Genomic DNA, 13,100 nt, shown 5'->3' on the forward strand with positions numbered 1-13,100 from the left:
GAAGACACTGTTTGTAGGCGTTTTTTCAGTTCCTCTTCGCTCTCGGCGATCGCAATTTTAAATGGGCGGCTCATGGTTCTGTTAACTTACCTAGTTTGCTTCTCCCCATTATATGCAGATTCATTTTTAATTGGTATAACAACCAAAATGATAACGGTGCAACTGTTTTAATGTACGCAGCATCAGCCGGAAAAACAGAAGTTGTAAAGTTACTTTTACAACACAATCCTAATTTATATTTAAAAATTTTAGACGATTATAAAGCAATAGATTTTGCTAGCAACGTAGAAGTTTTAAGGATACTTAAAAATGCCATCAAGTCAGATATCGGGCAAAGCTTATCATGACGCTACCAAGCATTCTTACTTATTGGTACAACTCGATCCCAATTATGTAGATGCTTCAACACAGCCATCTTCATTTAAAGTTTATCCTAAGTTTTATCGGAGAGTGAAATTAAATCTCAATAATCCTGTTCATGCTTTTATCTCATTAACCAGTGCGATAACACTAGAAAAAGTATATAAAGATGGCCCATTAAAACTGCGAGTAAACCCATCAGCAGGCGCTCTGTATCCTACGGAAGTTTACGTACAGGTTCGCGGCATTGAGGGAATAGTAAATGGTATATACCATCTAGAAGTTGAGAATAATTGTCTAACTCTCATCTATGAATTAATTGATGATGGATTAGAGAATTATATTATACCGGATAAAAGTATTAACGGATTCATCTTTTTAATCAGTTGTGTTTATTATAGGTCTAGCTGGAAATATCAAAATAGAAGCATAAGATATTGCTTCTTAGATAGCGGACACCATTTAGGTGCAGTTACTGCTTCAGCTTTTCTCTACAACCGAGATATACAACTAGTTTTTGACTTTGATAAACTCACTCTTAATTCGGATTTGGGATTTGAGAATAAAGAGTTTATCACTGCTTGTGCGGTGTCAGGAGAAGTACAAGACAAGAAAATCAGACGCTTAAGGCTGAAAGTTCCTTTTGTCTCTGGTACTGATTATTTTGAGTCCAATCAATTTATTGAAGATGCCTATCAACCAACTGCTCTAGAAAAGAGTTGTCAGCAACAATTAGAGTATCCTCAATTTGATTTCGATCGGGATAAATTTTCTCAAACTGTTTGGAATAGACGTTCTATTAGACGTTTCCGGAAAGAGGCTATTTCTCAAGAAGATTATTTATATGTAGTGCAACAAATTCAACAGTCAATACCGACAGAAAACTATGAGGAAATAGAAATTTACTCAGTGGTGCATCGAGTAGAAGGAATGACACCTGGGTTATATAAAGGTACACATCTGGTTAAAACGGGTAATTTTAGTGAAAAGACAGGTTACTTATGTATTAATCAGGCTATTGCTAGAGATAGCGCTGTAACTTTATTTTTTGTGTCAGATTATTTAAATTATCAAACTGCTATGCAAATAGCTGGTTTTCTGGGACAGAGACTTTATTTAACTAGTAATTATTTGGGGATTCAGTGTAGTGGTATTGGTGCTTATTATGATGACAAAACCCAAGAATTATTAGAAACAAATAAAGATGTACTTTATGGAATGGTGATTGGAATATAAGCAGGAAGCTAAAGAAAGATGGCTAGAAAGATGTATTACTTAAATGGTGATGATTCGCATCCTATGCAACCGACATCTGCGGATATTATACTACGGCAACAACTAGAGTATTCTATTAGCAGATACTTTTATGACGCTTGCGATCGCACAATTCAAAATCTTCTATCTACTTGTCGGTGGTATGTCACAACCCATGCCAATGCTCTAACATTGGTAATTGAATGTCCCGATCGAGTTACTAATTGGCGTGTTCTGCAAAAAATTGTGCCAATGGGGACATTGCTATACGGAATTGTTAACAGTGCAAAAATCCGTGTTTGTCCGCCAGAGAGTCAAGGCGTACCTTTTGAAATGAGGGTAGATGAACTTTCTGTTTATCGGGATTGGGCGTGATTCAATTTTGGATTTTAGATACTTCGACTTCGCTCAGTACAAGTTTTGGATTTTGGATTAGTTAATATTCTGGCTGATAAGTGCAGCTACCTCTTCAAAAACTAAATCAGCAGAATGTTTAATAGCAGGACTTAACTCTAGCCCCAAACCAAGATTTGCCGCTTCAATTAAATAAACTGTCACATCTTCAGGAAAGTCATTTTGAAAGATTTTCCGTCCGGCGGTTAAAGCATTATCCCAACGAAAATCGTGCAAGTTATAACTAGGTTGGGGCATTGCTTCCAGTTCTTTTCCTGGAACTTTAAACACAGCACCAGGTTCAGAACCAGTTGAACTTGCATCAATAATTACTAATTGTTTACTACCTCTAGCTTGAAACATTACTTCCATCCCTGCGGTGCCACAGTCATATACTTGCACATGAGGATGAGGGTTTTCAGCTAGATATTTTTGTAAGCGTTGGGCGATAATTACGCCTACTGCGTCGTCACTGCGATTGAGATTGCCGCAACCGATAATAGTAAGCATGGGATGAAATTTAATTGTTTAAGCAGTTGCAAATTGTTAGTGCCATAATCTGCAAAAAAATACGAGGCTCTGACTGATGGGGCAGACAAAGCCTCTGAAAAATAATTTATCAGCAGGAAACTATAAAGCTACACCATGTTGCTTGGCAACTTCAGTCAGTTTCTCATACTGATCTTGTGATACTTTAGTTAATATCTCTTCAGCCTGTTCTTTAGTACTTCCCTCTTTAGGAATTAAATACTTGACATAAAGAGATACAAAATCAGCAGCGATCGCTAAACCAGATAAATTATGTTTGTCAGCTTCCTTACCAGCGATCGCAGCTACCAAACCGGCTTTAATTGGGTCTGGTTTAACTTTCATGAACTGATCGACAAGTTTAGGAACGTACTCTTCTGGTGGCAAATTATTTAACTTACTTCTATCAGGAGTAAAGTTACACTCTGCGGCTTGAGCTTGCTCTAAAACACACCATTCTATGTATTCTTGCAATGCTGCATCGGGAACGTGAGAGAGATAATTATGTAGCGCTAAATCAGACACAAGCTTACCGTGTAAATTGCTGTTTTATGCAAATGCATTAACGCAAGCCTAACCCACTATTTCTATAAGTTTTAGTGTGTTACGCTACGAGTTTTGAATATTAGACATTAGGAATAGGGCATTGGGAATAGGTTATTTCTCTTTCATTTTCGCTAATCTTCACTTCTCCAGTAAAAATAGTTGGTGAGGCGATATCTCTGACGGGCTACGCCTACGCGTTTTTGATATTGTCTATTTGTGTAGACAAGGGCACACTATAAGAAAAGTATAAATAGATGATTTTGTCATGAAACCTGCTTTACACAAAGGTTAATTAATCAGATGGAAGGACGATCGCGGCTTTGGTTTCATACAACCTGATGATGGTAGTCAAGAAGTCTTTCTACACATTACAGCATTGAAAGACGTTAACCGTCGTCCTCAAGTTGGTGATTTTGTTTCTTATCAATTAACAGTTAGTAAAGATGGCAAAGTACGCGCTTGTAATGCTTCTATTGAAGAAGTTACATCCAAGTCTTCATCTTTTATCGAACCAAAGAAGTCTGTATCCAGAACTGTAGACAAATCTTCATCATTAGCATTACAGACATTGCTTCTATCTTTACTACCTGGGTTGGGTTCAATTCATCTTGCACTAACAACTGGCAACCCAATTCCTCTAATTCTTTATCCTGTCATGAGTTTCATTACCTTTGGACTATATGCCGATGATAAGTCTCGCGCACAACAAGGACGATGGAGAACGCAAGAAAATACTTTACATCTATGCGAATTTATGGGTGGTTGGTTAGGTGGATTTGTTGCTCAACAGAAGCTACGTCACAAAAGCAGTAAAGTTTCTTATCAAGTTGTATTTTGGGTGATAGCAATTCTTCACATCGTATTTTGGTTAGATTGGCTATTTTTTGGTAAGGCGTTGATAAATCTGTTTTTTGGTATTGCTTCTAGGGGATAAGTAAGTTTAGTCTGATTGTCCTACTTATTGCTTCACTTCAATGCAGCTATTTGGCAACGGCAGGTGTATTTTATGTCTTATGTTGTATGAATCGCGTAAGTAGACTCACAATAGCTGCTTAGGAAACTATAAACTACAAAAATTTCGGTGTCTTACCCTATGACTAACGCACCTGATAATTAAATTAAGCGCGTAAGTCCTAAAGATATTGTGATAATAGTAAGCTAATGATGTTTTTACCAGAAGGTAAGGTGATTATGGCAATCACATTAGATAAAGCTGCATCTGGGAATATGACTCTTGAGGAGTTCTTTAATTATGACGATGGTACAGATGCTCTCTATGAGTTTGAAGATGGAGAATTGCTTCTGATGACGGCTGAGAGTGAGATAAATCGACGAATTGCCATGTTTATCCTTGTCTGCTTTGTGCAACTGGGTATTCCTGCTTATCGGCTGTCGATGAAAACGGAAATTATGACTACTGGCTCACGGGTGCGCGTTCCTGATTTAGTGGTGTTTTCTGAAGAGTTGGCGACGGCGATGGAGGGGGCTAAACGATCTACGGTAATGCCAGAGATGCCACCGCCGTTATTAGTGGTTGAAGTGGTAAGTCCAAATCAGAGTAGTCGTGATTATCGCTATAAGCGATCTGAGTATGCCGCACGGGGTATTTTTGAGTATTGGATTGTCGATCCGATACAACAGCGAGTGACAGTTCTGGAATGGGTAGAGGGTTTTTATGAGGAGAAGGTGTATCTAGGAGATAGTGCGATCGCTTCGCTTGTATTTGCCGATCTAAAGTTGACTGCTGTTCAAGTTTTGCAGTGCCATTAACGACCACTAAATGAGTCTTGAACAGCTACAAGAAGGGATGGATTGAAGAAACGCTGATAGAAAGCCAGAAGAATTTTAAGAATTAAGCAGTCCGAAAACGCGCCAACTCTTCACCAGTCTTAGCATCATGGGCGTGGACTGTACACACCAAACATGAATCAAACGATCGCGCCACATGACCAACTTCCACCGGATCGCTAGAATCGTAAATGGGTGTGCCAATTAAAGCTTCTTCAATGGGGCCGCGGATTCCTTCACCGTCACGAGGGCCAATATTCCAAGTACCTGGGGCAATCACTTGGTAATTTTTAATTTTACCGCCTTCTACTTCTACCCAATGACACAAAGAACCCCGCGCCGCTTCCGTTGCACCCCAACCCTTGCCATCTTTTTCTGTGGGTTTGATATACCAAGGGTCGTTTAATTTGAATTCGCGCAAACAGTGTTCGGCTTGACGATATAACTTGACAAGCTCGTGAACTCGTGCTAATTGACGTACATGAATACTAGGGCCACCCATCCGTTTGAAGACATCAAGGATAAAGCCGTCGTAGTGTTGCCAAGATTCGCCATGTTTACCACCGGCTACTAACTGACGCGCTAAGGGGCCTGCTTCCAAACGTCCGAAGTCTTTGTGCAGGACTGCACTCGCCCAAGAGTAAGCGTTATCGAAGTCTTTGGTATTATTGGCAGTGGGTTTAGTATTGCGATCGCTAGGGTGAATATCTGCTGTCCCTTCATCGTACCAAGAGCGAGTTGTATTCTCGCGGGTAAATGACTGATCCATTAGGGTGTGAGTGTGTGTGAAGCTGTCGTACACTCCACTTTTCATAATCATCGCCGCATTTCGTCCTTCGATAGTCGGCTTTTGGTATTTATCTTCATGGGCTAAATATCCCCAAGTCACATATTTCCCAACACCAGCGCCATATCTATCTAAACCGATATCTAAACCCATCCGCCAATAGAAACCTAAGTCGGAATCTCGATGATTGCGGTTTTCATCTAACCAATCTCTGAAGTCATCATAAGTTTGGATTTGTTCGTAGCGTTCTAAAGAACAACCTAACCACACTGGTTCTAACCAATTGGTGCGGAAATATTCGAGAAGCGCCCAAGCACGGGTAATATCTGTAAGAGTAGGGGCGCACATTACACCACCGGGAACCATATAACTGCTGTGAGGCCATTGTCCGCCTAAGAGTGCATAAATTTCTACGGGTTTAGCAGAAATTGTGATGCCTAATTCATAAGATTTGCCTGTGAAAGCAGCAAAACGTCTGGTAGCTTCCTCATAATAGCGACTATTGCGGTATTTTTTATTGGTTAAATCAATGGCAAACAAACCATAAAAGTAGCGGGGAATGCTTTGAATTGTCTCGACAATTTGTCCGAGATTTCTCGCCAAAATTGCATTGCGGGGAACTTCTGTTTCCCAAGCTGTATCTAATGCCCAAGATGCACAAGTTAGGTGAGAACCGCCACAAATTCCGCAAATGCGAGGTGTAACAATTAATCCAGCTTGGGGGTCTTTACCGCGGAGGATAACTTCAAATCCTCGGAAAAGTTCGGCGTGTGTCCAGGCGTTGACTACCCGTCCATGTTCAATATCGACTCGGACATCTAAATCGCCTTCAACTCTACCAACGGGCGATATATCTAATGATTGAATTCCCATTTGTTATTTGTCCTTTGTCATTGGTCATTGGTCATTGGTCATTTGTCATTTGTCCTTTGTTATTTGTGATTGGTAATTATTCACTCGCCTCACTGCAAAATAGTCGAAACCCTTGATTTCTCGTTGAGAGGTATAGAGAAGTGTGAAAGGTTATAGTCATTAGTCAAATCATAAAGGACTAATGACTAATAACAAAGGACTAATGACTAATGACTAAACTGTAAAAAAGTCTTCTTCTGCCCAAGGTGGTGCTGCATCTTTTGCAACCATTGTCAGTAAGGCGTATTCTTTTTTGTTCACCCCTGGCGGTAATTCTTTGGGAACTCCCATTACTGTTTGGGTTTTAAATACGGTTCCTGGTTTGAGGTCAAAGAAGGGAAATTCTGGTTCGGTGCAACCCAAACAAGGCATTCCGGCGCGGGTTTTGGAGGAGACGCGATTCCATAAGATGCGGTTGCAGGAAGAATGGGTCATGGGGCCGCGACAACCCAAGTCATAAAATAGGCATCCTTTACGCTGACCAAATTCGGCGGTTGATGCTTTGTAGGCAAAGTGGACGTTGCGGGTACAACCTGTTTGTGTATAGGTGTTGAAGAAGGTTTGGGGACGATTTAGTTCATCCAAGGCGATATCTGCTATGCGTCCAGTAGCGATCGCTACTAATATCTGCGTTATCCAGTCGGGATGGGCAGGACATCCAGGTATATTGATTACAGGTAATCCGGCTTGCGAGAGAAAATCTTTCCCTAAAAAGCCGCCTTCTTGACGTTTGAGAAATTGCAAACCTTCTGATTCGCTGGGGTTAGGTGACATAGCGGGAATTCCCCCCCAGGTTGCACAGTCTCCCACGGCAACGATAAATTTAGCAACTTTGGCGAGGTCTGCTAACCAATCTTTCATGGCGCGATCGGCAAACCGATTCCATTCACCAGTGCCGTTAGGGGCATTAACAACGCTGCCTTCAAATACCAAGATATCTAAAGGAATTGTGCCAGAAATACAATTTCGTAGCAGTGTTTGCAAATCGTTGCCTAGTTCCAGCCCCAACGAAGGATGCCAAAGTATATTGATACCAAAGTCGGCAATTAAATCGCAAACTGTCGGTTCTTCAGCGTTGAGAAATGACATGGTGTTACCCGAACAAGCACCACCCTGTAGCCATAGTACGTTAGTCATCGGCTATGCGTTTTTCTATTGTTTCCCATGCATGATGTAGGTGATAATGCTTGTAAAGTCTCACCTGTTTATCAATATTTATTTTTCAATACTAAGATATTTTTGATTGAATTATCGTTCATTAAAAAAGAATTAATCATTAACCATAAATTAAATTTACTCAAGATTCTTTTAAAGAACTACGTCTGTTATATATGTGACATACTTTACAAATGCAAAATAGTAAAAATAAACCTACCTCTTATTTTTAAATGTTTACATTAACCAAACTAAATTTGCTTAATGTATCACTGACAAAACTATTTAATAATTCATAATTACTGAAAACTGTTAATGCGCGTGAGGTAATGAGTATTTTAAGTCATCAGATTTTCACGTAATAAATGAGCCAAAAATAGGGGCGCTAAACTTTGCGCCCCATCAACTATATATCAGTTGTTTTAGGATTTTGGTTGTGCAGCTTGCCTAACAACTTGTTCGTCTAAACTCAACGCTTGAGCTATCTGCTGAATACTTAAACCAAACCCTAATAAGTGGGGTATCATTTCTAACTTAGCTTCTAACTTACCTTCTTCAAAAACTTCTCGTTTACCTTCTTTTTTACCTTCTTCAAAAACATCTTGGAAAAATCTAGTTTGCCTCAAGTCATTTAATTCAAACATTTTTCCGATCTCCTCCTGGCTGAATCGCGGCAACTTGTAGATTAATATCGTTTTTATTAAACACACTGTTAAACCTTCGCACACCCTATTGTTTTAGGATTTTGGTTGTGCAGCTTGCCTAACAACCTGTTCGTCCAAACCCAACGCTTGAGCTATTTGCTCAATACTCAACCCCAGCGATAATAACTGGGGTATCGTTTCTAACTTACTTTCTTGTTTACCTTCTGCAAAAACATCTTGGTAAAATCTAGTTTGTTTTAACTCATTTAATCCAAACATTTTTCCGATCTCCTCCTGTTTTAGGATTTCGGTTGTGCAGCTTGCCTAACAAGTTCTTCGTCCAAACCTAACGCTTGAGCTATCTGCTGAATACTTAAACCCAACCCTAATAACTGGGGTATGGCTTCTAACTTACCTTCTTGCCTACCTTCTTGTTTACCTTCTGCAAAAACATCTTGGTAAAATCTAGTTTGTTTTAACTCATTTAATCCAAACATTTTTCCAATCTCCTCCTGGCTCAATCGCGGCAACTTGTAGATTAATATCGTCTCTATTAATTGTATAATTTCCCTAATAGTAGCGACATCTGGAATTTGCTGTCGAGCAATGTTGACTATTTTGATAGCTCTTGTTGTCGCAGTTGATTCGGGTTCGATGATGAGTTTAACTGTCTCTATGCCGATTGATGATGTCTCAATTGAGCTTAATTCATCAAGATAGACGCGAGTTACTCGTTGTGAGTTGAGTAGTTCTGTATATCTCTCGGTATCTCCAGTCTCAACACTGCGGTTGGGGTAGATGACAACACCACGCCAATTATTGGTTAATTCGGTTTTGTCAAGATAATTAAAGATTTCGGTAAATAAACGTGAATAAAACTTTTTATCTGGTTGAAATTGCACTTCGGCAAAATAAATGGGTAGTTCTGCTGCATTTGGGAGGAAAACGCCATCGATTCTAAACGCTAGTTGTTTGACTTCGACTGAAGAAAATTGGTAAACACTAGCTAGTTGGGGCGGTTGGTTAATCAGTTCAAAAAAAGTAGTGGGAATACTCTGAAAGATCCGATAGAAGATACTGTCTGTTTTCAAGGTAGCTTGTTTTACAGTCGTTGATGAATATATTTTACACTTCGACGATCGCGTGGCAAATCTTTAGAGTATACAAAAATTAGCTGGTAAAATAGTGCATACAAGTATGTCAACAATTCAATAAAGAATATTCGGATTGTGTCAAGTAATGATACAAAAACTATTTTGAAAATATTAGGTGTTTAAAACTGACATTAATATTAGCAATTTCCCCCTAGAATTTTAGAAATAGGGTGTTTTATAGTAAAAAAATTGATTGGGCATGGGGTATTGGATATTGGACATGGAATCAAATCTTTTCCTAATCCTTAGCTTTTAGCTCAGACAAAAAAGGGGAATTCCGCCTAAAGGACTCGAAGCCTGCGTAAATCAGTATGGCCCGTGATGAAATGTGATCGCGTGTTTCGATTATTCATGGGTGTTAACAGACTCAATTCCCAATTGGCTAGAGTACGGCAGAGTTATGACCCCCAGCATTACAGATTCGGCGGTGAAGGCTGCAGTAGCAGCTGTTGCTTCAGAGTCAGCCTCAGCAGAGGAAAAAATCCAGATGCTGATTGAGATAGCCCAGGGTTTTCAAAAAAAGCCCAAAGCTGCCCAAGACTTGCGAAATGCAGTTGGGTTATATTACCGGGCCTATGAAATGTGTGGTGAGGAGTATCCCTTATTAAAAGCCAGGGTCCAAGTAGGGATGGCGGGGACGTTACAGGCAATACCGGATGCTGATTACCAACTGTTGATGCAAGCGAAAGTCGGTTATGAAGAGGCATTACCGATTTTACAACAATTAGCTTCGCCAGAAGAAGTGGCAGAGACGCAGATGAATTTTGGGCTGGTGTTGCAGTCGCTAGTGCCATTTAATTTGGCGCGGATAACTGACAGCATCCAGGCTTATCATGAGGCGTTGCGGGTGTTTACTTGGGAAGATTATCCCCAAGAATACGCGATTTTGTATAACAATATTGCGATCGCTTACCTTTCTATGCCCCTAGCATCAGAACGGGAATACTTGCGTCAAGGATTAGCTGTGCAATCATTTGAGGTGGCATTAAAGCATATTAATTTAATTGACCATCCTAGAGAATATGCGATGTTGCAAAACAATTTAGGTAATGCATTGCAATATTTAGTGAGTTCCCATCCTGTGGAGAATAATTTAAGAGCGATCGCAGCTTACGACGAAGCGTTAAAAGTGCGTAACATCAAAGATACACCTCTAGAGTACGCTAACACAATTTCAAACAAAGCTAACGCCCTATTCAACTTACCAGACGACCCCGAAAAACCAGAAGCTGGTAATCCTAACAATCTTTTGCAAGCGCGTGTTTACTATCAAGACGCTTTAGAAATATTTACGGAACACCAACAAATGGCACAAGCAGAGGTAGTAGTCCAAGCATTACAAGATGTAGAAGCAGAAATGAAGAGTTAGGAGTGATGAATTATAGTTCTATAGCACTTCTGTGTTTAGTTCAATACAGACCTAACCCCCAGCCCCTTCCCTACAAGGGAAGAGGAGTAAGATTCAAAGCCTCTCTCCTTTTAGGAGAGAGGTTTGGAGAGAGGTCAAAGTGTATTGCATAAAAACAAAACTCGCTAGATTGAACTCGTCACTCTTCACTTTAACAATGAGTAAAAAAACAGCATGAGAGATATTTTAACAACGCAAAATCTGATAAATTTCCTCACAAGTTTAGCAGATGGCGATCTAAACATAGCAACAGAACTCGTGTGGTTAATCATAGCAGCCGCCTTATCTATGGTCGGCGGTGCAATTGGTGGAATGCTTTTAGCCGGGAAAGATATCGGCTATCAGTTTTCAGCAATGCTTGGTGCATTATTTGCCCCTGCGGGTGTAATTCCCGCCATCCTCTTAGGACTTGCTGCTTTAAATTTATTGACAAATTATTAGGAGAAAACATGTTAGAGATAGGTTGGTTTTCAGCCAAGTTATTTTTTAAAGGAAAGCTATTACGCGATCCAGTGTATTTTGTCAAGCAAACTACTATTGGTATTGCTGTAGGTTTCTTACTGCTAGTGTTACTCGCACAAGCCCCAATTCCCTTATACCTACCAATAATATTATCTAGCTTAGTAACGGGCATGATTATGCCATTTCTCCTCAAAGACTTCAAAATGAAGTAATTTGTCATTGATAAATAACCAATACCCAATGCCCAATGACAAATGACAAATAACAAATGACAAATCTTGAAGAATTAGTTCAGGAAATTAATCGTTTTGAGGCAATCATATCCGAGTGGGATGAAAGCCAACGGTGTGTAGCGGTGGGTTTAAAAAGGGCAATTGAAGCTTTGCATAAAGCTGCATTGACTAGCTTGATTAAAAGCCTGAAAGAAGAATCAATGCCAGCTTTGCGCCATGCTGTTGCAGATGAATTAGTGTATGCAGTGCTACTGTATCACGAACTAGTCAAACCACCAAAACCTCCACTTTCACAACGCATTCAGACAGCCCTTGAAGAAGTTCGCCCAGCCTTAAAAAGCCATAACGGTGATGTAGAATTAGTGGCAATTAAGCCACCAGATACAGTAGAAGTCAAATTAATCGGAACTTGCAGCAGTTGTCCGACTTCTACTTTAACTTTATCTCAGGGAGTAGAACAAGCAATCAAAAACCATTGTCCCGAAATTACTAAAGTAGTGGCAGTTAATAACAGTTCTACTATTAACAACGCTAATTCTAGTTTAATCAGTCCATTCTCTGCAAAAATAACTTGTAGTTGGATGAAAGTAGCGACTCTTGATGAAGTTCCTGAATTTAGTGTAGTGGCAGTACAACTTGCTGGTACTTCACTTATTTTACATCATCAAGGTGCTACAGTAAAATGCTACCGTAATAGTTGCGCTCATCTTGGATCTCCCTTAGAAAAGGGTGAAGTTGAAAATGGTATCATTACCTGTCCTGCTCATGGATTCCAATACAAATTAGAGACAGGTGAATGCTTAACTGCACCTGATATTTCGCTTCAGTCATATCCAGTTAAGATTAAAGGCGATAAGGTTTTTGTGAAACTGCAAAAATGATGATGCAAAGGTAACATTTCAGCAAATATACTTGGCGATTAGTCAATCACAGCTACTTTGCTTTTTCATTTCAGTAGTTCGCGCATTGATTTTAGTCTTTTGTGCAAGCAAAATGCCTGAATGCTTTCTCAATATCTTTAAATTAATTCTCATTTGTGTAATTCAGATATTGATTTTGGTGTTTTGAGAAAGTAAAAAGGCATATTACTTACTCAAAAGCAGCTTTTACTTATTCAAACCCCAGTTTGCTTACTCATTTTGGTGTTTTCCGCAAGCAAAATAAGCTTTTACTTATTCAAAAGCAGCTTTTACTTATTCATTTTGGTGTTTTCCGCAAGCAAAATGAGCTTTTACTTACTCATTTTGGTGTTTTCCGCAAGCAAAAGCAGCTTTTATAGCAACCGCCAAGGCGGTTAAGCGATAAACTGGAAGTAGACCTTGATGAAAGCTCCAGCAGAACCTCTGGGAAACTGATGCCCAAACCTTATAGTTATGACCTCCGGCAAAAAGTGATCCAAGCAATCTTGCTTGATGGCTTAAAAATTACTGAAGCAAGCCGTATATTTAACATTAGTCGTAACACTATTCGATTATG

The 13,100-nt window shown here is 39.6% G+C and carries 17 protein-coding genes; 10 read left to right on the forward strand and 7 right to left on the reverse strand.

Features of this window, described 5'->3' with window-relative positions; genetic code table 11:
* The first annotated feature begins 95 nt into the window (after window positions 1-95).
* Genes RMY32_RS11070 through RMY32_RS11080 form a run of 3 tightly spaced genes read left to right on the forward strand, consistent with a single transcriptional unit; the run spans window position 96 to window position 1,989 of the window.
* Window positions 96-347 (forward strand): ankyrin repeat domain-containing protein, encoded by a 252-nt coding sequence (locus tag RMY32_RS11070; RefSeq protein WP_409882733.1) that lies wholly within the window; start codon window positions 96-98, stop codon window positions 345-347.
* Complete coding sequence (locus tag RMY32_RS11075; RefSeq protein ID WP_322713015.1) at window positions 310-1,596, forward strand: SagB/ThcOx family dehydrogenase; 1,287 nt, start codon at window positions 310-312, stop codon at window positions 1,594-1,596. The genes RMY32_RS11070 and RMY32_RS11075 overlap by 38 nt, the downstream gene beginning before the upstream one ends.
* A gap of 18 nt (window positions 1,597-1,614) precedes the next feature.
* Window positions 1,615-1,989 (forward strand): hypothetical protein, encoded by a 375-nt coding sequence (locus RMY32_RS11080; RefSeq protein ID WP_322713016.1) that lies wholly within the window; start codon window positions 1,615-1,617, stop codon window positions 1,987-1,989.
* A gap of 57 nt (window positions 1,990-2,046) precedes the next feature.
* On the opposite strand, the gene RMY32_RS11085 is transcribed toward RMY32_RS11080, so the two are convergent.
* Together RMY32_RS11085 and RMY32_RS11090 are read right to left on the reverse strand one after the other, a co-directional pair.
* A complete protein-coding gene (locus RMY32_RS11085) occupies window positions 2,047-2,517 on the reverse strand; it encodes a hydrogenase maturation protease (RefSeq protein WP_322713018.1) in 471 nt (156 codons plus the stop codon).
* 120 nt (window positions 2,518-2,637) lie between these two features.
* The gene (locus tag RMY32_RS11090) at window positions 2,638-3,060 is read right to left on the reverse strand and encodes a hypothetical protein (protein ID WP_322713019.1); all 423 of its coding nucleotides are present in this window, start codon (window positions 3,058-3,060) and stop codon (window positions 2,638-2,640) included.
* A gap of 316 nt (window positions 3,061-3,376) precedes the next feature.
* Between RMY32_RS11090 and RMY32_RS11095 the strand changes: the two genes are divergently transcribed.
* A complete protein-coding gene (locus RMY32_RS11095; protein ID WP_322713035.1) occupies window positions 3,377-4,015 on the forward strand; it encodes a DUF1294 domain-containing protein in 639 nt (212 codons plus the stop codon).
* A 227-nt stretch (window positions 4,016-4,242) separates the two neighbouring features.
* Window positions 4,243-4,851, forward strand: a complete 609-nt coding sequence (locus tag RMY32_RS11100) for a Uma2 family endonuclease (RefSeq protein WP_409882737.1) — start codon at window positions 4,243-4,245, stop codon at window positions 4,849-4,851.
* A gap of 82 nt (window positions 4,852-4,933) precedes the next feature.
* Here the strand turns inward: RMY32_RS11100 and RMY32_RS11105 are convergent, their stop codons facing one another.
* From RMY32_RS11105 to RMY32_RS11125, 5 genes are all read right to left on the reverse strand, one after another.
* Window positions 4,934-6,529: a nickel-dependent hydrogenase large subunit gene (locus tag RMY32_RS11105; RefSeq protein WP_322713020.1), complete on the reverse strand. Its 1,596-nt coding sequence runs from the start codon at window positions 6,527-6,529 to the stop codon at window positions 4,934-4,936.
* A gap of 213 nt (window positions 6,530-6,742) precedes the next feature.
* Complete coding sequence (locus tag RMY32_RS11110) at window positions 6,743-7,705, reverse strand: hydrogenase small subunit (RefSeq protein ID WP_322713021.1); 963 nt, start codon at window positions 7,703-7,705, stop codon at window positions 6,743-6,745.
* Window positions 7,706-8,145: 440 nt separating this feature from the next.
* Entirely contained in the window at window positions 8,146-8,367 is a 222-nt protein-coding gene (locus RMY32_RS11115; protein WP_322713023.1) for a hypothetical protein, read from the reverse strand.
* A 93-nt stretch (window positions 8,368-8,460) separates the two neighbouring features.
* Complete coding sequence (locus tag RMY32_RS11120; protein ID WP_322713029.1) at window positions 8,461-8,646, reverse strand: hypothetical protein; 186 nt, start codon at window positions 8,644-8,646, stop codon at window positions 8,461-8,463.
* 20 nt (window positions 8,647-8,666) lie between these two features.
* Window positions 8,667-9,458, reverse strand: coding sequence for an Rpn family recombination-promoting nuclease/putative transposase (locus RMY32_RS11125; protein ID WP_322713030.1), 792 nt, complete (start codon window positions 9,456-9,458; stop codon window positions 8,667-8,669).
* A gap of 463 nt (window positions 9,459-9,921) precedes the next feature.
* Here RMY32_RS11125 and RMY32_RS11130 point away from each other — a divergent pair, with 463 nt between their 5' ends.
* The 5 genes from RMY32_RS11130 to RMY32_RS11150 all read left to right on the forward strand — a co-directional run.
* A complete protein-coding gene (locus RMY32_RS11130) occupies window positions 9,922-10,890 on the forward strand; it encodes a hypothetical protein (protein ID WP_322713039.1) in 969 nt (322 codons plus the stop codon).
* Window positions 10,891-11,103: 213 nt separating this feature from the next.
* On the forward strand, window positions 11,104-11,370 hold the full coding sequence (locus tag RMY32_RS11135; protein WP_322713031.1) for a hypothetical protein: 267 nt from the start codon (window positions 11,104-11,106) through the stop codon (window positions 11,368-11,370).
* An 8-nt stretch (window positions 11,371-11,378) separates the two neighbouring features.
* On the forward strand, window positions 11,379-11,603 hold the full coding sequence (locus RMY32_RS11140; RefSeq protein WP_322713032.1) for a hypothetical protein: 225 nt from the start codon (window positions 11,379-11,381) through the stop codon (window positions 11,601-11,603).
* Window positions 11,604-11,659: 56 nt separating this feature from the next.
* Window positions 11,660-12,505, forward strand: a complete 846-nt coding sequence (locus RMY32_RS11145) for a NifU family protein (protein ID WP_322713034.1) — start codon at window positions 11,660-11,662, stop codon at window positions 12,503-12,505.
* A gap of 473 nt (window positions 12,506-12,978) precedes the next feature.
* A partial coding sequence (locus tag RMY32_RS11150) for an IS630 transposase-related protein (protein WP_322711194.1) occupies window positions 12,979-13,100 on the forward strand: 122 nt, incomplete at its 3' end.

This window comes from Nostoc sp. ChiSLP03a, from assembly GCF_034531215.2.
Classification (GTDB): domain Bacteria; phylum Cyanobacteriota; class Cyanobacteriia; order Cyanobacteriales; family Nostocaceae; genus Nostoc.

What these genes read in the sequence shown, in the direction of transcription:
- RMY32_RS11140 (WP_322713032.1), top strand. Translation starts at nt 11,379, where the DNA reads ATGTTAGAGATAGGTTGGTTTTCAGCCAAGTTATTTTTTAAAGGAAAG.
- RMY32_RS11105 (WP_322713020.1), bottom strand. Translation starts at nt 6,529, where the DNA reads ATGGGAATTCAATCATTAGATATATCGCCCGTTGGTAGAGTTGAAGGC.
- RMY32_RS11100 (WP_409882737.1), top strand. Translation starts at nt 4,243, where the DNA reads ATGATGTTTTTACCAGAAGGTAAGGTGATTATGGCAATCACATTAGAT.
- RMY32_RS11130 (WP_322713039.1), top strand. Translation starts at nt 9,922, where the DNA reads ATGACCCCCAGCATTACAGATTCGGCGGTGAAGGCTGCAGTAGCAGCT.
- RMY32_RS11145 (WP_322713034.1), top strand. Translation starts at nt 11,660, where the DNA reads ATGACAAATCTTGAAGAATTAGTTCAGGAAATTAATCGTTTTGAGGCA.
- RMY32_RS11085 (WP_322713018.1), bottom strand. Translation starts at nt 2,517, where the DNA reads ATGCTTACTATTATCGGTTGCGGCAATCTCAATCGCAGTGACGACGCA.
- RMY32_RS11135 (WP_322713031.1), top strand. Translation starts at nt 11,104, where the DNA reads ATGAGAGATATTTTAACAACGCAAAATCTGATAAATTTCCTCACAAGT.
- RMY32_RS11075 (WP_322713015.1), top strand. Translation starts at nt 310, where the DNA reads ATGCCATCAAGTCAGATATCGGGCAAAGCTTATCATGACGCTACCAAG.
- RMY32_RS11115 (WP_322713023.1), bottom strand. Translation starts at nt 8,367, where the DNA reads ATGTTTGAATTAAATGACTTGAGGCAAACTAGATTTTTCCAAGATGTT.
- RMY32_RS11080 (WP_322713016.1), top strand. Translation starts at nt 1,615, where the DNA reads ATGGCTAGAAAGATGTATTACTTAAATGGTGATGATTCGCATCCTATG.
- RMY32_RS11120 (WP_322713029.1), bottom strand. Translation starts at nt 8,646, where the DNA reads ATGTTTGGATTAAATGAGTTAAAACAAACTAGATTTTACCAAGATGTT.
- RMY32_RS11110 (WP_322713021.1), bottom strand. Translation starts at nt 7,705, where the DNA reads ATGACTAACGTACTATGGCTACAGGGTGGTGCTTGTTCGGGTAACACC.